This window comes from Micromonospora sp. NPDC050695 (genome assembly GCF_040654415.1).
In the GTDB taxonomy this organism is placed as follows: domain Bacteria; phylum Actinomycetota; class Actinomycetes; order Mycobacteriales; family Micromonosporaceae; genus Micromonospora.
This window is the reverse complement of record NZ_JBFAHZ010000025.1, coordinates 1-19,898: the sequence shown is the minus strand read 5'-3', so window position 1 is coordinate 19,898 and position 19,898 is coordinate 1. Positions and strand designations below refer to the sequence as shown.

Annotated in this window: 12 protein-coding genes and 1 pseudogene; 10 read left to right on the top strand and 3 right to left on the bottom strand. The window is 68.8% G+C overall.

The genetic code is table 11. From position 1 onward, the window contains the following. Positions 1-122 precede the first annotated feature (122 nt). On the top strand, positions 123-3,473 hold the full coding sequence (locus AB0H52_RS19605) for a S8 family peptidase (RefSeq protein WP_357949078.1): 3,351 nt from the start codon (positions 123-125) through the stop codon (positions 3,471-3,473). A 99-nt stretch (positions 3,474-3,572) separates the two neighbouring features. Here the strand turns inward: AB0H52_RS19605 and AB0H52_RS19600 are convergent, their stop codons facing one another. Next, positions 3,573-4,058, bottom strand: coding sequence for a DUF2231 domain-containing protein (locus AB0H52_RS19600; protein WP_151489399.1), 486 nt, complete (start codon positions 4,056-4,058; stop codon positions 3,573-3,575). A gap of 707 nt (positions 4,059-4,765) precedes the next feature. Between AB0H52_RS19600 and AB0H52_RS19595 the strand changes: the two are divergent. The 6 genes and pseudogenes from AB0H52_RS19595 to AB0H52_RS19570 form a co-directional block, all read left to right on the top strand. Next, positions 4,766-5,470 (top strand): annotated as a pseudogene (locus tag AB0H52_RS19595) (ABC transporter permease); the annotation flags it as partial. A gap of 79 nt (positions 5,471-5,549) precedes the next feature. After that, positions 5,550-5,807 carry a hypothetical protein gene (locus AB0H52_RS19590; protein ID WP_357949150.1) on the top strand — a complete coding sequence of 86 codons (258 nt, stop codon included), beginning with the start codon at positions 5,550-5,552 and terminating at the stop codon, positions 5,805-5,807. 49 nt (positions 5,808-5,856) lie between these two features. Then, on the top strand, positions 5,857-7,596 hold the full coding sequence (locus tag AB0H52_RS19585; RefSeq protein WP_225854349.1) for an ABC transporter substrate-binding protein: 1,740 nt from the start codon (positions 5,857-5,859) through the stop codon (positions 7,594-7,596). 124 nt (positions 7,597-7,720) lie between these two features. Beyond that, positions 7,721-8,698, top strand: coding sequence for an ABC transporter permease (locus AB0H52_RS19580; protein WP_357949075.1), 978 nt, complete (start codon positions 7,721-7,723; stop codon positions 8,696-8,698). Continuing rightward, positions 8,695-9,804, top strand: a complete 1,110-nt coding sequence (locus AB0H52_RS19575) for an ABC transporter ATP-binding protein (RefSeq protein ID WP_357949072.1) — start codon at positions 8,695-8,697, stop codon at positions 9,802-9,804. Before AB0H52_RS19580 ends, AB0H52_RS19575 begins: the two co-directional genes overlap by 4 nt. A 95-nt stretch (positions 9,805-9,899) precedes the next feature. Continuing rightward, entirely contained in the window at positions 9,900-10,880 is a 981-nt protein-coding gene (locus AB0H52_RS19570; RefSeq protein ID WP_357949147.1) for an oligopeptide/dipeptide ABC transporter ATP-binding protein, read from the top strand. A 448-nt stretch (positions 10,881-11,328) separates the two neighbouring features. On the opposite strand, the gene AB0H52_RS19565 is transcribed toward AB0H52_RS19570, so the two are convergent. Further along, the gene (locus AB0H52_RS19565; RefSeq protein ID WP_151489395.1) at positions 11,329-11,730 is read right to left on the bottom strand and encodes a hypothetical protein; all 402 of its coding nucleotides are present in this window, start codon (positions 11,728-11,730) and stop codon (positions 11,329-11,331) included. Further along, positions 11,727-12,038, bottom strand: a complete 312-nt coding sequence (locus AB0H52_RS19560) for a hypothetical protein (RefSeq protein ID WP_151489394.1) — start codon at positions 12,036-12,038, stop codon at positions 11,727-11,729. The genes AB0H52_RS19565 and AB0H52_RS19560 overlap by 4 nt, the downstream gene beginning before the upstream one ends. A 153-nt stretch (positions 12,039-12,191) precedes the next feature. Here AB0H52_RS19560 and AB0H52_RS19555 point away from each other — a divergent pair, with 153 nt between their 5' ends. From AB0H52_RS19555 to AB0H52_RS19545, 3 genes are read left to right on the top strand one after another with little or no spacing between them, the layout of a single operon-like run. After that, positions 12,192-13,256, top strand: a complete 1,065-nt coding sequence (locus AB0H52_RS19555; RefSeq protein ID WP_357949067.1) for a serine/threonine-protein kinase — start codon at positions 12,192-12,194, stop codon at positions 13,254-13,256. 13 nt (positions 13,257-13,269) lie between these two features. Then, positions 13,270-16,071, top strand: a complete 2,802-nt coding sequence (locus AB0H52_RS19550) for a helicase-related protein (protein ID WP_357949064.1) — start codon at positions 13,270-13,272, stop codon at positions 16,069-16,071. After that, a complete protein-coding gene (locus tag AB0H52_RS19545) occupies positions 16,068-19,727 on the top strand; it encodes a class I SAM-dependent DNA methyltransferase (protein ID WP_357949061.1) in 3,660 nt (1,219 codons plus the stop codon). Before AB0H52_RS19550 ends, AB0H52_RS19545 begins: the two co-directional genes overlap by 4 nt. Positions 19,728-19,898: the final 171 nt, after the last annotated feature.

Here is a 19,898-nt window from a genome sequence, read left to right as displayed (position 1 = left end):
GAAACCCCTGCTCCGGCGGGGAAAAAACCTGGTCACCGACTCCCGAGGATCCGGTACCCGGGCATATGATCTTGCGCTATGTCGCCGAAGCGGCGCATTTGTCCACATGAGACAGGAGCGAAATGCTCAGGAAAACGCACTGGCTGCTGGCCGTCGCCATGACGGCCACGGCGCTGACCGCCCTGCCGGGCGGCACCGCGACAGCCGGGCCCAGCGGGGGTGCCCCAACAGGCACACCCGGCACCTCCACAGACCCGAAGACACGCACCGTCACCCTGCTCACCGGAGACGTGGTGAACGTCCGGAGCACCGGCCCCGGATGCCCGCAGGCCACCGTACGGCCCGTCGACGGCAACGACGTGATCCGTCAGACCTGCGGCCCGGACGGTCACCTGCACGTCATCCCCGCCCGCGTCGAGTCCCAGATCGGCGCGGTCCTCGATCCTGACCTCTTCGACGTCACCGCGTTGATCGCGGACGGGTACGACGACGAGACCACCTCCCAGCTGCCCGTCATCGTGCAGCCCGCCACCGCTTCCGCCCGGGTGGCCGCGCTCGCCGACGTGCAGACGCTCTCCAGCATCGGCGCGGTGGCCGGACACGTACCCAAGAAGAGCCCGGCCACCGCGAAGCTCGCGACGAACTCGCTGCTCGCCGGAGCGAAGAAGGTCTGGCTGGACCGCAAGGTCCGCGCCACCGCCCTGCCCGCCGGTGCGAAGCCCGCCGACCTGGACCGCAACCTCGCCCAGATCGACGCCCCGGAGGCGTGGAAGGCCGGCTACACCGGCAAGGGCGTCCGCGTCGCGGTGCTCGACACCGGCGCCGACTTCACCCACCCGGACCTGGCCGGCCGGGTTGTCGACCGGGCCGACTTCACCGCCGAGGGCGGGGACGCCGTCGACCACAACGGCCACGGTACGCACGTCGCGTCGACAATCGCCGGCACCGGCGCGGCCGCCCACGGCCAGCGTCGCGGCGTCGCGCCGGACGCCAAGCTGGTGATCGGCAAGGTCCTCGACGACCACGGGTCCGGCGACGACTCCGGCATCATCGCCGCCATGGAGTGGGCGTCCACCCGGGCCGACATCATCAACATGAGCCTCAGCGGCATCGGGGCCGACGACGGCAGCGACCCCCTCTCACTCGCCGTCGACGCCCTGAGCCGGCAGACCGGCACGCTCTTCGTCATCGCGGCCGGCAACAGCGGCGCGCAGATCTCCTCGCCCGGCTCGGCCGCCACCGCGCTCACCGTCGGCGCCGTCGACCGTGACGACAAGCTCGCCTACTTCTCCAGCCGGGGACCGCTGATCAACAACCACGCGGCCAAGCCGGAGATCGTCGCGCCCGGCGTCGACATCGTCGCCGCCCGCGCCGCCGGCACCAACCTGCAGACGCCGATCGACAGGTACTACGAGGCCAGCAGCGGCACGTCGATGGCCTCCCCACACGTGGCGGGCGCCGCCGCGCTGCTCGCCCAGCGGCACCCCGACTGGACCGGCGAGAAGATCAAGGCCGCGCTCGTCGGCGCGGCCGACCCGCTGACCGGCATCGACCCGTACGCCATCGGGGCCGGCCGCCTCAACGCGGCCCGCGCCCTCGGCGGCCCGACCAGCGACCAGCCGGTGGTCAACCTCGGCACGTTCGCGTACCCGCAGTCCGGGACCAGCGCGACGAAGCTCAGCTGGACCGGCGGGTCCACCCCGGCGACGAGCGTTCTCGACCTCGACGTGTCGATCGTCAACCACGACGGCCAACCGGTGCCGCGCGGCGCCGCGTCGCTGTCGACGACCCGGGTGACGCTCAAGCGCGGCGCCACGGCGGGGGCGACGCTGCGCCTCAACCGCGCGGCGTTTGCCAACCGGCCGGGCTTCTACGTGGCCACCGTCACGGCCCGCACCGGCCGCAACGCGGTCGTGACCACGCCGGTGAGCTTCTACGTCGAGCCGCCCAGCTACGACCTGACGATCCGCACCAAGCCGCTGCCCGGCCTGCGGGACGGCGCGGATTCCTGGGTCAGGGTCATGGTCGCCAACCTCACCGACCCCCTGCTCTACTACCGCGGGGTCAACGGCACCCCCGGGGACACCTTCACCCTGCGGGTTCCGGCCGGCCGATACTCGGTGCTCGGCTCGTCCGTGGCCTACTACGTCGACAGTGACGTGCGGGAAAGCACCCTCGCCGCCGCCGGTGACCTGGATGTGCACGGCGCGCGCAGCGTGACCCTCGACCCGGCGCAGGCCCGGCCGGTCACCGGAACCGTCGACGGGGTGCCCACCAAGCCCACCCGGATCGACTTCACCAACGTCCAGACCGCGGCGAACGGCCTGTCGTGGTGGGAGCAGATCAGCGGCTTCGGGGTAGCGACGGCGCTCCGCAGCACCGCGATCCCGAAGCCCACCATCGGGTCCCGGCGCACCTGGGCGGCGGTCAACCTCGACTCGCCGGCCGGGACCGCCAACCCGTACCGCTACAACCTCGTGCACGAGTACGTGGGCGGGGTGCCGGCCGACCCGTCGTTCCGGATGAGCCGGGCCGAGCAGGCCCGGCTGGCCCGCATCGACGAGCGGTTCCACCAGACCGACTCACCGGATATGCCCACCCAGCTGCTCCGCGTGGGCGCGACTCCGGACGGGGTGGCGGTGACCCAGACCGACGAGGGCCCGATGCCGCCGGCCCGGACCTCCTACGTCTCGCCCGAGATCGTTTGGGCCGACACCGGTATCTACGGCGGCCTGCCGGCCATGGAGGCGCCCCGGCAGTACCTGCCGGGCAGCCGGCAGCCGAAGATCTGGGCGCGGCAGCCGCTGCACTCCGACTGGTACGACGACCCGGCCGGCGCGGGGTGGACCTGCGCTTCCGCACCGTCGCGGACCCGGGGCAACCTGCACATCGACCTGGTGTCGCTGACCGACCAGCACCAGCGCGCCGACTGCCTGCAGGGCGAAGCGGTCGGCGTGCGGCGCACCCTGTCGCTGTATCGCGACGGCAAGCTGGTCGAGCAGCGCAACGGCCCGTTCGGCGACTTCACCGTCGGGCAGTCGATGGCCGACTACCGGCTGACCCTCGACGTCGACACGAGCCTGATCCTGCCGATCTCGACGAAGGTCAACACCTCGTGGACGTTCCGGTCCGCCGGGCCGGACGGGACCGGAAGTGTGCCGTTGCCGCTGCTCGCGGTCGACTACGCCCTGCCGATGGACCACAACAACCACACGGTCGGTGGCACGGCCGAGCTGGCCGTCCGGCAGGCACACGGCGTGAAGGCGCAGAAGGTGACGTCGATGCAGGTCTGGACCTCGACCGACGACGGCGCCACCTGGAAGACGGCCCGGGTCACCGGCAGCGGTGACGGCTACCGGTTCGACCTGCCGAAGACCACCTCCGGGCAGGCCGTCTCGCTGCGGGTGAAGGCCGCCGCGAACGGTGGTAGCGGTATCGACCAGACCGTCATCCGGGCGTACCAGGCCAGCTGACGGTCAACGAGCTGGTGCGGCCCGACCTGCAACCGGGCCGCACCAGCACACCATCTGCCGTACCGAGCTGCCCGGCGACCGGTCTGGCGTACTACCGAGTCACTGGCCCTCCCAGACCGCCTTCGCGCCGGAGTCGCCGGTGCGGACCACGTAGTACACGGCGATGCCGGCGGCGAGCAGCGACAACACCTGCAACGCGATGGTCAGCGCCCGACCAGGGCGTACGCCCTCGGCGGTTCCCGGCGGGACGAACCGGACCAGCGCCAACGCCACGACCGCCAGCGCGATCGTCGCGTAGAGGGTGAGGTCACCGAAATCCTGGTGCGCCTCCAGCTTCGGGACGAACTCGGGCGTGACCCGGTTGGCGGAGCGCATCCGCTCGAAGAAGGCGTCACCGGTGAGCTTCGCCATCAGGGCGCAGAGCGGCGCGCCCAGGGCGAGCAGCCCCAGCACCCAGCGGGTGTGCGGCCGGACCGGGGCGACGAGCGCGTAGCCGATCGTCAGGAGGGCCAGCAGCGGCACGAAAACGACCGCGGCGTGCAGCACGAGAGGGTGGGCGGGAATGCCCAGGAACTCCTCGAACATCGGCGTCTCCTGCGGTGAGGTCGGGTGGACGTCGATCGTCCGCCATGGACGCTAGCGCGACCGGAAGGGCGTGTCAGCCCTCAGATTCTCCGCGGCGACCTCGAGCCCGGTGATCTGGTCCGGCACCCCGACGAGGTGTCGGTGCCCCCGGCCGACCAGCGACTGCCGAGCAGGAGTGCGCGGTCCGCTTGCGCCGATGTCGCGCTACGTATCGTCCAGCCCGTACGGCCCGGGAATTCGGTACGGTGCATCAGATGAGCATTGCAGTCAATGCAAAATCGTTCCGAAGACCTCCTTCCTCTGTGCGTGGCTAATGCGCTGGCTGCTTCGTGGAATCGTATTCTTGGACGGCAATGCCCCATTGAGTGCCGTTACAGCAAGTGATGAACTGTCGTTGCCTCGGTCAACGTTATGTTCGACGCATCGATAGATCGACGCATTGAACAGCCCTTATGGCGGGCCGCTGCTGCCCGGTGGCGGCGACGGCGGGGCTGCTACGTCACTCCGCGTCATGAGGTGACTGTCGCGCCGCGGTCGCCGACGAGGACTGTGGCCGGCAGTCCGAAAGGCCAGGTTGGCGTTGTCCACGTAATTAACCTGCAACAGGGCGGACCCACAACGAAATCATTTGTCTGGATGACGTTCCGGCATTAGAGCCGCCACCCGGACGGAGAACCGCTCGGGTGGCGGTGTCATGTGTCAGCACGATGAGGAGGTCGTCCCGCGTGGAGCCGATGGTCACGGAGCCCCAGGTGCTCCGCGCCGGAGAGCCGGGCGACGAACGGGTGCAGAGCGTGGCGTCGCCCGTCGCCCCGGTCCGGACGGTCAGCAAGTCGCCGACCCGGATCGCCCTGGCCCGGTTGCGCCGCGACCGGATCGCGATGATCTGCGCTGCGATCTGTGTCGCCTACGTCCTGATCGCGATCTTCGCGCCGCTGCTCGCCCGGCTGGCGGGGCAGAACGCCAGCGACCTGCACCAGGACCTGATCGACGAGTTCGGCTTCCCGACGATCGGGCCGACCAGCGAACACTGGTTCGGGGTGGAGCCCCGCCTGGGCCGCGACCTCTTCGCCCGCTGGGTGTACGGCGCCCGGCCGTCGCTCATCGTTGCCGTCGCGGTCACCACGATCACCACGATCATCGGTGTGGTCGTGGGTCTGGTCGCCGGCTTCTCCGGCGGCTGGGTCGACCGGGTGCTCTCCTGGCTGATCGACCTGGTGCTCAGCCTGCCGTACCTGCTCTTCGCGATCGCGAGCTCCGCCGTCCTGGTCGCGATCTTCGGCGGCCCGGACGGTGCCGGGTCCGAGGACGTCGCCCAGATCCGCTTCATCTCGCTGATCTGCGTGCTGTCGTTCTTCGGGTGGGCCAGCCTCGCCCGCCTGGTCCGCGGGCAGGTGCTCTCGCTGCGAGAGCGCGAGTTCGTCGCGGCGGCCAAAGTGCTCGGCATCCCGACCCGGCAGGTGCTCTTCAAGGGAGCTGCTGCCGAACCTGGTGGCACCGATCGTGGTCTCCGTGTCGCTGGCCCTGCCCGGCTACGTCGTGGCAGAGGCCGGTCTGACCGTGCTCGGGGCGGGGCTGATCGAACCCACACCGTCCTGGGGTCTGACGATCTCGGCCGCCACCACGTACTACCGGGCCGACCCGCTCTACCTGTGGCTGCCCGTACTTGGCATCACGATTCTGGTGCTCGCCCTGAGCCTGCTCGGCGACGCCGTGCGCGATGCCTTCGATCCCCGGACCCGTCGATGAGGACGCCCTGGGCTGAAGTAACACCGGAAGACAAGACAGGAGCACGTCTGTGAGGCAACTGAAGGTTGGTCTCGCCGCCGCACTGGCCGCCACCGTGGCGGTGGCTGGCTGCGGTAGCCCTTCGTCGAACAACGGCAGCAGCGGTGGAGGTGACACCAAGGGCATCGAAACCCAGCAGAGCACGTACGACCCGACCGCCAAGGGGCCGGCGGCCGAGGTGCCCGGCGCCAAGAAGGGCGGCGTCATCACGGTCTACTCCCAGCTGACCCCGAACACCTTCGACCCGACCGACACCTACTACGCCGACGCGTTGGCGATCGAGAAGCTGCTCTTCCGCAGCCCGACCCAGTTCGCGATCCGCAACGGCAAGCCGGTGCTCGTGCCGGACCTGACCGACCTCGGCACCGTCTCGTCGGACAAGCTGACCTGGACGTTCAAGATGCAGTCGGGCATCAAGTACGCCGACGGCAGCGAGGTCAAGGTCGAGGATCTGGCGTACGCGATCAAGCGGTCGTTCGCCCACGACGTGTTCGCCAACGGCCCGACGTACCAGCTGACCACCTTCAAGGACGGCGACAAGTACAAGGGCCCCTACGTCAGCGGCGACACCTACGCCGGTGTGGAGACCCCGGACCCGACCACCCTGGTCATCCACCTGGCCCGGCCGTACGCGGACCTGCCCCTCTACCTGACCTTCCCGGTGTTCACCCCGATCCCGAAGGCCAAGGACACCAAGGAGAACTACAAGAACAACCCCCTCGCGACCGGGCCGTACCAGTTCGACACCTACACCCCGGGCACCGAGCTGAAGCTGAAGAGGAACCCGCACTGGGACCCGAACACCGACGCGGTGCGGCACCAGTACCCGGACGGCTTCGACTTCAAGTGGGGCGGCGAGGACCCGAAGACCCAGCAGCAGGTGCTCAACAGCGCCGGCGAGGACGCCAACGCGCTCAACTACGGCGCCGTCGACGCCTCGCTGATCCCGCAGCTGACCGGGGACAAGAAGGCCCAGCTGGTCCAGGGCGAGCAGCCCTGCACCTACTCGGTGCAGATGGACACCCGCAAGATCCCGCTGGAGGTGCGCAAGGCGATCGCCAAGGCGTACCCGTACGACCAGATCACCAAGGCCGCCGGCCTGAACAGCTTCAACTCTCAGCCGGCCAGCACCATCCTGCCGCCGAGCGTGCCGGGCTACACCAAGTACGAGCCGTTGCCGGGCCTGAGTGGTGTCGGCCAGGGCGACCCGGCCGCAGCCAAGGCCGACCTGGCGGCGGCCGGCAAGGCCGGCTTCGAGCTCAGCTGGTACTACGACAACACCAAGCCGATCGCGCAGCAGACCAACCAGATCCGGGTCGACGCGTTGAAGGCGGCCGGTTTCACCGTGAAGCCGATCGGTGTCACCACCGCGGAGCTGCGCTCCAAGATCGGAGACTACGACGCTCCGGTCAACATGGGCCAGGCGCCGCAGGGTTGGTGCTCGGACTGGCCGAGCGGCGGGAGCTGGTTCCCGGTGCTGTTCCAGACGCACAGCATCAGCGACAGTCTCAGCTGGGGCGAGCTCAGCGACAAGGCGCTGGACGCCAAGATCGACGAGATCGGCAACCTCCCGGCCGACCAGGCCGTCGCCAAGTGGGGTGAGCTGGACAAGGAGATCATGGGCAAGTACGTGGTCCTGCCGCGCTACTACGGCAAGCTCGCCTTCGTCACCGGCACGAACATCGGTGGCGCCGAGGGCGACGCCTCCGCGGGTGAGCCGTTCTACCTGAACATGTTCCTCAAGAACTGATCTTCCGCCCTCCCGACCGTGGACGCCGGCCGGCCTCCGGCACCTGTGCCGGCCGGCGTCCACCCCTCTCCCCGTTCCGGCCTCGGCTCCCAGCCCGGGCCCGCTGCCACCAGGAGCCTCGGCGGTGCTCATCTACATCCTGCGACGGATCGCCAGCGCGGTCTCCGTCGTCATCGTGACGCTGGTCGCCAGCTTCGGCCTGTTCTTCGTCGCCCCCACCGACCCGGCCGGGACGATCTGCGGCCAGCGCTGCACCCCGGAGCGCTACGCCGACATCAGCGCCAGCCTCAACCTCGACGAGCCCGTCGTGCAGCAGGTCGGCGAGTATCTCAAGGGCCTGGCGGTCGGGCGCACGTACCACTCCGGTGGGCTCACCATCGAGTGCGACGCGCCCTGTCTCGGCTACTCGTACACCCTCGGCCAGCCGGTGACCAAACTGATCGGACAGGCGCTGCCGGTCACCGTCTCCATCGTCCTCGGCGGCGCCCTGGTGTACCTGATCGCCGGCATCCTCGGCGGCATCATCGCCGCCCGAAGACGAGGCACCTACCTGGACCGGCTCATGGTCGGCACCTCGCTCGGCATCAACGCCGTGCCGTACTTCGTGGTGGCGCTGCTCGTCTCCCTCTACGTGACGTTCCTGCCGCACGCCGGTTACCACCCACTGTTGGAGAACCCGCTCACCTGGGCGACCGGGCTGCTGGCCGCCTGGCTGACGCTCGGCCTGGCCAACGCCGCCTCGTACACCCGCTACGCCCGCGCGTCGATGATCGAGACGCTGGGCGAGGACTACATCCGCACCGCCCGCGCGAAGGGCATCAGCGAACGCCGGGTGGTCTACCGCCACGGCCTGCGCGCCGCGATCACCCCGATCGCCACGATCTTCGGCCTCGACCTGGCCTTCCAGTTGACCGGCGCGATCTTCACCGAGGCGATGTTCGGGCTGCCCGGCCTCGGCGTGCTGACCCTGCGGGCCTTCAACCAGTACGACCTGCCGGTGCTCATGGGTGGCGTGCTGATCGGCTCGGTGGTGCTGGTCGCGATGAACCTGCTCGTCGACATCCTCTACACGATCCTCGACCCGCGAGTGAGGCTGGGATGACCGAACCGCAACTGCTGTCGACCCCGAACCGACGGCCCGAAACGGTCTCCCGCGCCCGCCGGGTCACCGGCGACCGCACCGAAGGGCAGTCCTACCTGGAGGTCACCGACCTCACCGTCACCTTCCCGACCGCCGACGGGCTCGTGCAGGCGGTCCAGGGGCTCAGCTACTCCCTGCCGCTGGGCCGCACCCTCGCCGTGGTCGGCGAATCCGGCTCAGGCAAGAGCGTGTCCAGCATGGCCATCATGGGCCTGCACGACCCGCGTAGCACCCGGATGACCGGCTCGATCACGGTCGGCGGCGAGGAGATCGTCGGCATGCCGCCCGCCGAGCTTCGCAAGCGGCGGGGAGCCAACGCCGCGATGATCTTCCAGGACCCCCAGTCGTCGCTGCACCCGTACTTCACCGTCGGTGACCAGATCATCGAGGCGTACCGGGCGCACCACCGGGTGTCCAAGCGGGTGGCCCGGGACCGAGCGGTCGACATGCTCGGCCGGGTCGGCATCCCCAACCCGCGCCGTCGCCTGGACGACTACCCGCACCAGTTCTCCGGCGGCATGCGGCAGCGCGCGATGATCGCGATGGCCCTGGTCAACGACCCCAAGCTGCTGATCGCCGACGAGCCCACCACCGCGCTGGACGTCACCGTGCAGGCGCAGATCCTCGACCTGATCATGGAACTACAGCAGGACTTTGGCTCGGCGGTCCTCTTCATCACCCACGACCTCGGCGTCGTCGCCGAGATCGCCGACGACGTGCTGGTCATGTACGGCGGCCGCGGCGTCGAGTACGGCCGGGCCGAGTCGATCCTCGGCCGGCCACTGCACCCGTACACCTGGGGTCTGCTGGAGAGCATCCCGGCGGTCTCCGGCGAACCGGCCCGGCTGCACCCCATTCCCGGCACGCCGCCCAGCCTGCTCGCGCTGCCCAGCGGGTGCTCGTTCCACCCGCGCTGCGAGTTCGCCGGCCGGGTACCCGGCGCCGCGTGCTCGGTCGAACTGCCCGATCTGGTCTCCCGCACCGACGACACCACTCGGACCGCCCGCTGCCACCTGTCTGACCCGGCCGGGATCTTCGCGACCGACATCCTGCCCCGGCTGCCCTGAAGGAGCACGAGTTGACATCCTCAACCGACACCGCGACTCTCGCTGCGCCCGCCGGCACGACCGGGACGCCGTTGCTGGAGCTGCGGGACCTGCAGATGCACTTCACCGCCCGGGGCGACGGATGGTTCGGCCGCGACACACACCGGATCCGGGCCGTCGACGGGGTGTCGCTGCAACTGCGCGTGGGCGAGACGCTCGGTCTCGTCGGCGAATCCGGCTGTGGCAAGACCACCACCGGACGTCTGATCACCCGGCTGCTGGAGCCGACCGGCGGGCAGGTCCTCTACCAGGGCACCGACATTACGCACCTGAAGGAGAGGGACCTGCGGCCGTACCGGCGGGAGCTGCAGCTGATCTTCCAGGACCCGTACTCGTCGCTCAACCCGCGGCACACGGTGGGCACCATCATCGGCGCCCCCCTGCGCGTGCACAACCTCGTGCCCAAGGGCAAGGAGTTGAACCGGGTACGAGAGTTGCTGGAGGTGGTGGGCCTCAACCCGGAGCACTACAACCGGTACCCGCACGAGTTCTCCGGCGGCCAACGGCAACGCATCGGCATCGCCCGCGCGCTCGCCGTACAGCCCAAGGTGATCGTCGCCGACGAACCGGTCAGCGCCCTCGACGTGTCGATCCAGGCGCAGGTGATGAACCTCCTCGAAGACCTGCGCAAGGAGTTCAACATCGCGTTCGTCTTCATCGCGCACGACCTGGGCGTGGTACGACACTTCTGCGACCGGGTGGCGGTCATGTACCTCGGGCGGGTCGCCGAGATCGCCGACCGGGACGCGCTCTACGGCACGCCACAGCACCCGTACACCCAGGCGCTGCTCTCCGCCGTACCCGACCTGGGGGTGGCGCGCGGCGCGGCGCCCAAGGCGCGGATCCGACTGACCGGCGACGTGCCCGGCCCGATGGACCCGCCGACCGGATGCCGGTTCCGCAGCCGCTGCTGGAAGGCCGAGGACGTCTGCGCCACCAGCACCCCGCCGTTGCTGCAGGTGGGCACCGGGCACGCGGCGGCGTGCCACTTCGCCGGAGCACTGGACGAGGAGTCGGCCGCCGCGCAGGTGGCCTGAGGCGCAACGCCACACCCAGGACCGTCAACGGTTCCTGGCCGGGCAACTGAGGACGTCGGCGAACGAGAAACAGGCTTCGAGCCTGTCCGGGACACTGCGGTTCGACATCCGGCGGCGCGACAGGTCGCCGATGCTCTCGGAGTGCCCGTGACGGCACCGACAGACGCTGTCGGTGTCGACCGGCATGGTCCGGTGGGGCAGACCCCGATGATCCGGGGCGGCGGAGAGTCGAAGACCTTCTATCCGAACGGTGGGCGTTGATGGGCGGCGGTCAGCTGAGGGCGGCGGGGATGTTCCGCGAATTCGGGCCGGTCCGCTCCGCCGAGCCGCAGGAGGGCATCTTCGACACTACGTCGTGCCTTCGCGGGGCGTGCCGGAGCTGACGGCTTGTTCGCGGCAGGCACGCGATCTGATGTTTTGGACCAGCTGACAAGCTTGCTGGTCACAGTCAGACCTCGACGATGGGCCAGTCGTCGCCGAGCACCTTGCGCACCTGATCCGCTCGAGACGTGATGAGGCCCGCAGCGCTACTGATCGCGAGGAACGCCGCGTGGCCGGCGCCGAGGCGACCGGTCTGCCGGGCCATGCCCCCGATCACCGGGCAGTCGTCGGCCTGGTCGATCTGCAGGGCCGGCGCGAGGACCTGGACGGTCGGGTTGCGACGCAGCATCGTCAGGTACTCGTGCTCGGTGTGGTCGAGCAGGCTGTACGCCTCGAGCAGGCAGACCAGCGGCACGGCGACTGTCGCATCGGCGTCGGCCGCCGCCACCATCGCCTCACCGACGGCGTCGACGCCCTGGGCGTAGGCCATCAGGGCGCCGGTGTCGAGCACGTAGACCGGCGCGCTCATGCCGCGCTCGGCCGGTCGAAGTCGGCGCGGACCTCGTCGACCGGCCGCTCCAACAGCTCCGCGACCCGGGCGATCGCCGCCTCGCGCATCTCCGGTGTCACCTGCCGGGTTGCCAGCCGCTGCACGGCGCCCTGCGGGTCGTACGGAAACTCGCCGTGCCCGGCTGCCCGCAGAGCGGCCCGCATGTCGTCGGATATCCGACGCCGGCGCAGCGCTTCGGTGACATACGCGGAAACCTGGCGGGCCGGGAGCGCATCCAGCTGCTCGGCCACGTCATCAGGGACGGAGATCGTCACACGTCGACTCATACACTGGAGCCTACCGAAGTGTGAATTCGAGGCCCACCAGGAACCGCCATTCGGACGCTTCCTCGTTGAAAGTTGTACGTTGTACGGTCATGCGTCCGCCAGACGTCCAGGGCGGGACGGTAGTTGGGGTGGGTGTCATCGTGAGGGGGACGAATGACGCTGGGCAGAATCGGCGGCTATGAACTGCTCCGGCCGCTTGGCTCAGGTGGCATGGGCGACGTGTTCTTCGCGGTGTCGCCGACCGCCGAGCGGGTCGCCGTCAAGGTGATCAAGCAGCACCTGATCGAGGCGCCGACGGTGCGCGAGCGGTTCGCCGCCGAGGTCGACAGCCTCAAGCTGGTCTTCGGCTCCCGGGTGGCCCGCCTGGAGGGCGCCGACCCGTACGCGAGCCCGGCGTGGCTCGCCGTGGAGTACGTTCCCGGCGCCACGCTGCGTCAGCACGTCGACGCTCGGGGGCCGCTTCCCCTGCCGCTGGCCGCCATGGTCGGCGCGATGCTCGCCGAAGGCCTCGCCAAGGTGCACCAGGTCAAGCTGCTGCACCGCGACCTCAAGCCGCAAAACATCATCCTTGGCCCCGACGGTCCCAAGCTGATCGATTTCGGCCTGGCGGTGCTGATCGAGCGCGACGACTACCTGACCGAGCCTGGCGCCCTGGTCGGCACTCCCGCCTACATGTCGCCCGAGCAGGTCAAGGGTGAACGGGAGCTCACCCCGGCGGTCGACATCTACGCCCTCGCCGCGACGCTGGTCTTCGCCCTCACCGGCCACGGGCTCTACCCGCAGACCAACTCCTGGAATCTGCTGCTGCGCATCAGCGAGCCGAGCGACCTTCCCGACCTGTCCGGCGTGCCGGCCGAGCTGGTGCAGTTGCTCGGCACGATGCTCGCCTTTGACCCCACCGCTCGCCCCGGCCTGACCGACGTTCGCGCCCGGCTGCTCGCGGTCGCCACGGCTGCCAGTGGCAAGAGCGTCCACGCCCTGCGGCAGGAGGTGGCCGCGCTCACCTACGACGGGGACACCGAACTGTTGGTCCCGCCAGATCTGGATGATCCGCGGCAGGACCCGGAGGGCACCGCGGTCGTCGAGGACGAGACCCCTCCGGATCCGACGCCAAAGCCCGACAAGCGCGGCCCCGAGCGGCCCGCGAACGTGCCAGCCGATGTGACATGGCTCGTCGACAAGATGCGCCGCCAGTACGCCCGCCGCTCGACCCTGTAGGAAGGCACCACCGATGACCAGCACCCAGGCCGCGACCTTCGCCCCGGGCTCCCGCATCGTCGTCCGCGACGAGGAGTGGCTGATCCGCAGCGTCAAGACCGGCACCGCGGACGGCACGATGGTGAAGGCGGTCGGTGTATCCGAGTTCGTGCAGGACGTCGAGGCGACTTTCTTCACCGATCTTGAGACCATCACACCGCTGGTGCCCGAGGAGACGGACCTCATCCAGGACACCTCGTCGCGGTTCCGGCAGAGCCGCCTCTTCCTGGAGGCCGTGCTGCGGCGTACTCCGCTGCCCCGCACCGAGCGGGGTTTGGCCCTCGCGGACCGGTTCCTCCTCGACCCGTTGACCTACCAGCAGCGCCCCGTCGAGCTGGCGCTGGCTGGCCTGCGCCCACGGATCCTGCTCGCCGATGTCGTCGGCCTGGGCAAGACCCTGGAGATCGGGCTGATCCTCGCCGAGCTGATCCGCCGGGGCCGAGGCGAGCGCATCCTGGTGGTCTCCCCGCAGCAGGTCCTGGAGCAGTTCCAACGGGAGCTGTGGACCCGGTTCGCGATCCCGCTCGTCCGGCTCGACTCGACCGGCATCCAGCGCATTCAGCAGGAGATCCCGGCCGGGCGCAACCCGTTCACCTACTTCAAGCGGGCCATCATCTCGGTCGACACCCTCAAGGACGCCGGCCAGTTCGGTCATCACCTCGACGCCACGACCTGGGACGCCGTCGTCATCGACGAGTCGCACAACCTCATCAACAAGGGCACCCAGCGCAATGAGCTGGCCCGCCGTCTGGCCGCGAAGACCGACGCACTGCTGCTGGCCAGCGCCACCCCGCACAACGGCGACAAGGAGTCGTTCGCGCAGCTGATCTCGCTGCTCGACCCGGCGGCGATCGCCAACGAGAAGGACTATCAGGCCAGCGACATCGCGCACCTCTACCTGCGCCGCACGAAGATCAGCCCGGAGGTACGCGACCAGATCGGCGACCGCTGGGCCGACCGAGGCCCCTCCCAGGCCCTGCACTGCACGGCGACCACCACCGAGGAGCAGATCTTCGACGAGTTGACCGACGTGTGGCTGGCCGGCAAATGGACCGACGAGCCGATCACCGGGCAGCACCGGCTCTTCCCGTACACATTGTTGAAGTCGTTTCTGTCCTCACACCGGGCGTTGCACGAGACGGTGACCAACCGACGCAAGAAGGCCACCGGCACCGAGCGGGCAGCGCTGGACCGGCTCGCGGAGCTGACCTCCGCGATGACCGACAGCGACTCCAGCAAGCTCAAGGGCCTGGTCGACGAGCTGAGGAAGATCGGCGTCGGCAAGAACAGCAGCACCCGGGCAGTGGTCTTCTCCGAGCGGGTGCCGACCATCAAGTGGCTCGCCGAGGTCGTCCCCGGGCTGCTTGGCCTCAAGCCGAGCGCGATCCGGGTGCTGCACGGCGGGGTGGCTGACTCCGACGAGCAGACGATCCTGCAGGAGTTCGAGCTGGCTGGCAGCGATGTCCGGTTGCTCTTCACCGGCGATGTCGCCTCGGAAGGTGTCAACCTGCATCAGCAGTGCCACCACCTGATCCACTACGACATCCCGTGGAGCCTCATCCGCATCGAGCAGCGCAACGGCCGTATCGACCGCTACGGGCAGAAGCACCAGCCGCAGTTCCGCGCACTGATCCTCACCTCCGACCGGGAGGACGCCAAGGACGACAGGACGGTCGCCGAGAAGCTGCTCAACCGGGAGGAGACCGCCCACCGCAGCCTCGGCAGCGTCGAGGCGGTGACCGGCCAGTACGACGCCAAGGCCGAGGAGGACCGGCTGGTCCGGGATCTGCTCGCCGGCAAGTCGGTGGACGAGTCCTACGAGGCTGCCCACGCCGAGGTCGACGTGATGGCGGACCTCTTCGGGGAGGTCGGCACCGCGCCCGTCACGGCTGACGTGCTCCAGGCACGGGTTCCGAAGCTCTTCGACTCCACTCAGGACTTCGTCGACGCCGCCCTCTACGAGATCTACGAGGACCGCCCCGAGGACCACATCGACCTGCGCCGCGAGGACGAACTCATGACCTTCCTCGCCCCCCACGACCTGGTGCACCGGCTCACCGACCTGCCCCGCTCCTACCTGCGGGCGCACCGGGAGGGTGAGGATCTGCGGCTCAAGGTCACCTTCGACCGTGCCCTCGCGCAGCGCAAACTCGACCAGGCCCGGCAGAGCAAGACCCCGATGTGGCCGGACATCGCCTTCCTCAGCGACGTACACCCGATGGTCGATTGGCTGGTGGACAAGGTCCTGATCCGGCTGGGCCGCCAGCAGGCCCCGGTGCTCACCGCCGATGTGACCGCGCCGACGTTCCTGATCCAGGGCGTCTACGCCAACCGCCTCGGCCAGCCCACCGTCGTCCAGTGGATGGCCATCTCCGACCTGCCCGCGTCGCCGACGATCCGGCCGATGGACGAGGTGCTGCGCGAGGCCAACGTCGGCCCCACGATGGTCAACCGCGCCGAGGCCATCGCCATCGACCCGCTGAAGGAGTTGCTGCCGGAGGCCGTCGCGGTTGCCCGGCAGTACCTGGAAGGCAAGTGCGCCGAGTGGGCCGAGGCCAACGCCGAGCCACTGCGGCGGCACCGCGAGCAGCTGAGGACTTTCCAACAGGCCAGCCTCCTCGATGAGCTGCCCGGGGCGCACCGGGAGAAGCGACGCCAACGCGTCGACAGCACCGTCCAGGAGCAGCACGACCTGCTCGACCGCCTGGAAACCGCCGGCGACCCGCTGCTGCGGGTGCTCGCCGTCCTCGTACCGTCGCAGGAGAACGCCGCATGAGCTTCGAGTCGTTGACCAACCGTGGCGAGTACCTCTCCGCGCACTACCTTGCCGAGATCCTGCCCACGACCCTCAAGGGCGGCCTGCTCAAGCAGTGGACCGAGGACGAGAAGTCCGGCCGGGTCACACCGCGCGCCGGGCTGCGGGGCATGCGCCGGCAGTACTTCGACGCCAAGACCGAGCTGACCGACGTCGACTTCTTCGACCCGGAGCGGCTGCGCAAACAGCACCAGGACGTGTTGCGGGCGCTCGGCTTCGACCCGCAGCCGCAGACCATCACCGTCGAGCGCAACGGCCAGGAGTACGAGGTCCACGTCGCCCACGCCGAGCTGACCACCGCACACGGCATCATCGCGTTGGACTGCGGGTGGGCGGTCGACACCGAGGCCGCACAGGACCCGGACGACGCCGGCCGCCTGCTCGACCCGCTCACCCTGTCGAGCGCCGAGACCATCGAGACGGGCGCCAAGCTCGCCTCGCTGCTCTTCGCCGCCGACAGCCCGAAGCCCCGCTACGTGTTGATCCTCAGCGGCGGCGTGATCACCCTCGCCGACCGCACCGTCTGGGGTGAGGGCCGCTACCTGGCGGTAAGCCTCGACACCGCGTACGCCCGCAACGACGACAAGGAGTTCGACGTCGTCGCCGCACTCTTCGGCGCCGACTCGCTGCGTCCGCCCGCCGAGGGCGGCACCGAACCCCTCGCTGACCTGGTCGCCGGCTCCCGCCAGCACGCCGTCGGTGTCTCCAGCGAACTTCGTGTGGGCCTGAAGGATTCCGTCGAACTCATCGCCAACGAGGTCCTCGACCAGATTCGGCGGGCCGGCTACCAGCCGCAGCAGGTGATGGACCTCGACGAGTTGGCCAAGGAACTGGGCCGGGAGTCGCTGCGCTACCTCTACCGCATCCTGTTCCTGCTCTACGCCGAGGCCCGCCCCGAACTGGGCGTACTGCCGGTCAACGACCCCCAGTACGTCGAGGGCTACAGCCTCACCCGCCTCGGTGACCTCGTCTCCCGCCGCCTCGCCCCCTCCGGCGAGGACGGCACCCACCTGTACGAGTCACTCGACCTGCTCTTCCGCATGGTCAACGAGGGACACCGGCCACGCGGCGGCGCCGAGGTGGAGGAGAAGGCCAGCGAGGGGGAGGGGCTGCGCTTCGAGCCGATGAAGTCGGACCTGTTCCTGCCGGAGAAGACGAAGCTCATCGGCCGGCTCATTGCCGTACCGGGCAGCGACCCGGACGACTCGGACGGCCCAAAGATCGACACGCGGCTGCGCAACAAGGTCCTCTACGAGGTGCTGCGCCGGCTGATGCTGACCAAGGGCGGCAAGAAGCGCCGCGGCGGCTTCATCTCGTACGCCCAGCTCGGCATCAACCAGCTCGGCGCGGTCTACGAGGGTCTGATGTCGTACACCGGGTTCGTCGCCACCGAGCAGCTCTTCGAGGTCGCCAAGAACGGCGACCCGAAGGACGGCTCGTGGATGATCCCGGCTTCCAAGACGGACGAGTACGACGACAGCGTCTTCGTCTACCGGGAGGAGCCGTACACGGGCGTGCGCAGCCGGGTCAGCTACGAGCCTGGCAAGTTCGTCTACCGGCTTGCTGGCCGAGACCGGCAGACCAGCGCCTCCTACTACACCCCGCAGTCGCTCACCGAGGTCACCGTCCAGCTCGCCCTCAAGTACCGGCTCGACCAGGACGACACGGTCACCCCGGCCCGCGAACTGCTGGACTGGACCATCTGCGAGCCGGCACTCGGCTCCGGCGCGTTCCTCAACGAGGCGATCAACCAGGTCGCGGCGGAGTACTTGCGCCGTCGCGCTCGCGAGTTGCAGGTCGACCTGGACCCGGAGCAGTACCACCTCGAACTCCAGCGCGTGAAGGCGTACATCGCCCTGCACAACAGCTACGGCGTCGACCTCAACCGCACCGCCGTCGAGCTGGCCGAGGTGTCGCTCTGGCTCAACGTCATGCACGCCGGCCTCCAGGCACCCTGGTTCGGCCTGCACCTGCAACGCGGCAACTCACTCATCGGCGCCGGCCGCAAGACCTACGGCCCGAAGCAGCTTGCCGACAAGTCGTGGCTCACCACCGCCCCGAAGGAGCAGCCGTTCCGGGACGGGCCGATCGACGAGGGCACCATCCACCACTTCCTGCTCCCCGCCGATGGCTGGGGCGCGGTAGCGGGCGAGAAGGAGGCCCGCGAGCTGGCGCCGGCCGAGACCGCCCGATTGAAAGCCTGGCGTACGGCGATGAAGCGCACGCCGTCCGCCAAGGGGAAGAACTCGCAGGTGCAGCGGTTGCAGGCCCTCGCGCGGCGGGTCGAGTTCCTGTGGGGGCTGGTGCAGCAGCGGCTCGACATTTCTGAGCGGGAGATCCGCCGCGACATCGCGGTCTGGGGTGCCGAGGACCTGCCGCCGGTCACGGAAGCGGTGCCCCGGGAGGACATCCTCGCCGACCTGACCGCGCCTGGGACGCCGTACTGGCGGCTCAAGACGCTGATGGACGTCTGGTGCGCGCTGTGGTTCTGGCCACTGGACAAGGTTGGGCTGCTCGACGGTTCCGACCCGGTCTACCCGGCCGCGCCCGTCGAGGTCTCACATATCAGGGACGAGCCGGCGTACGAGGAACCGGCCGTGTACGAGACCGCGGACATCTTCGGGAACGTGCAGCCGCAACAGATGAAGCTGCCGACGATGCCGACCGGGGGGACCCGGCGAATGACGGTGGCCGAACAGCTCCGCCAGCAGGTGCCGCTGTCCAACCTCGACGACTGGCTCACCTTCGCCGAGGCACTCATCGGCCGTAGCGATGTGGACGAGAACACCGAGAGATTCTACGGCCGGACGCTCACCAGCCTGAGCGAGATGAGCGAGTTCGAGCGGAAGCTCGACGGCGTCATCGGCGTCGACTCGCCTTGGACTCTGTCTGACCGCTTCCCCTGGCTTCTCGCCGCCAGCTTGCTCGCCGAACAGGAGGGCTTCTTCCACTGGGAACTCACTTTCTCTCAAGCCTTCGTCAAGGGCGGCTTTGATCTTCAAGTGGGTAACCCGCCTTGGGTGCGTCCTATCTGGGATGAGCCGACTGTACTGGCCGAATTGGACCCCTGGTTCACCCTCTCGGGGAAGCCCTCGACGCAGCTATGGCGTGACCGAAAAAAGGCCGCCCTCCTGGCTGCGGGGCGCTGGTTTTTGCTGAGGGAGTTTGCCTCGAATGTTGGTAGATCCCAGGTCTTCGGCTCGTCCGGTACGTACCGACTCTTGGTCGGCACGCAGCCGGACCTTTATAGGGCATTTATGGTGCGGGCGTGGGCTAATCAAGCCCCAAAGGGGATGGCTGCACTGATCCACCCCGATAGTCACTTCAGTGGCGCCAATGAGGGCGTTTTGCGTCGGGCAACCTACCGCCATCTCCGGTTCCATGCCCATTTTTCAAATCGTAGGCAGTTGTTCCCGGAGATTCAAGGAACGCGCCAATATGGTCTGCATGTCTATGGCGGACAACAAGACATCGACTTTGTTCACGTGAGTTGGTTGTTTCATCCACTGACTTTGATCGAATCGCTTTCCCATGACGGGTTGGGTGACCGTCCCGGAATTAAGCATAACGGTGCATGGGAGCTTCGGGCTCATCGCTCTAGGCTCAATGCCACGTAGCTTAAGTTGATCATGTTGTGTGGGGTCGAAGACGGTAGATGTGAACGGTGGCTGGGTCTGGGTGGCGGATGCTGGTCGGCTCGTCGCGATTCTTGACGCGGTAGCTGTTGTGGCGGGCTCGTTTGACGGCGCGGGGGCAGGTGCGTTCCCGGCGTTCGGGGATCAGCAGGG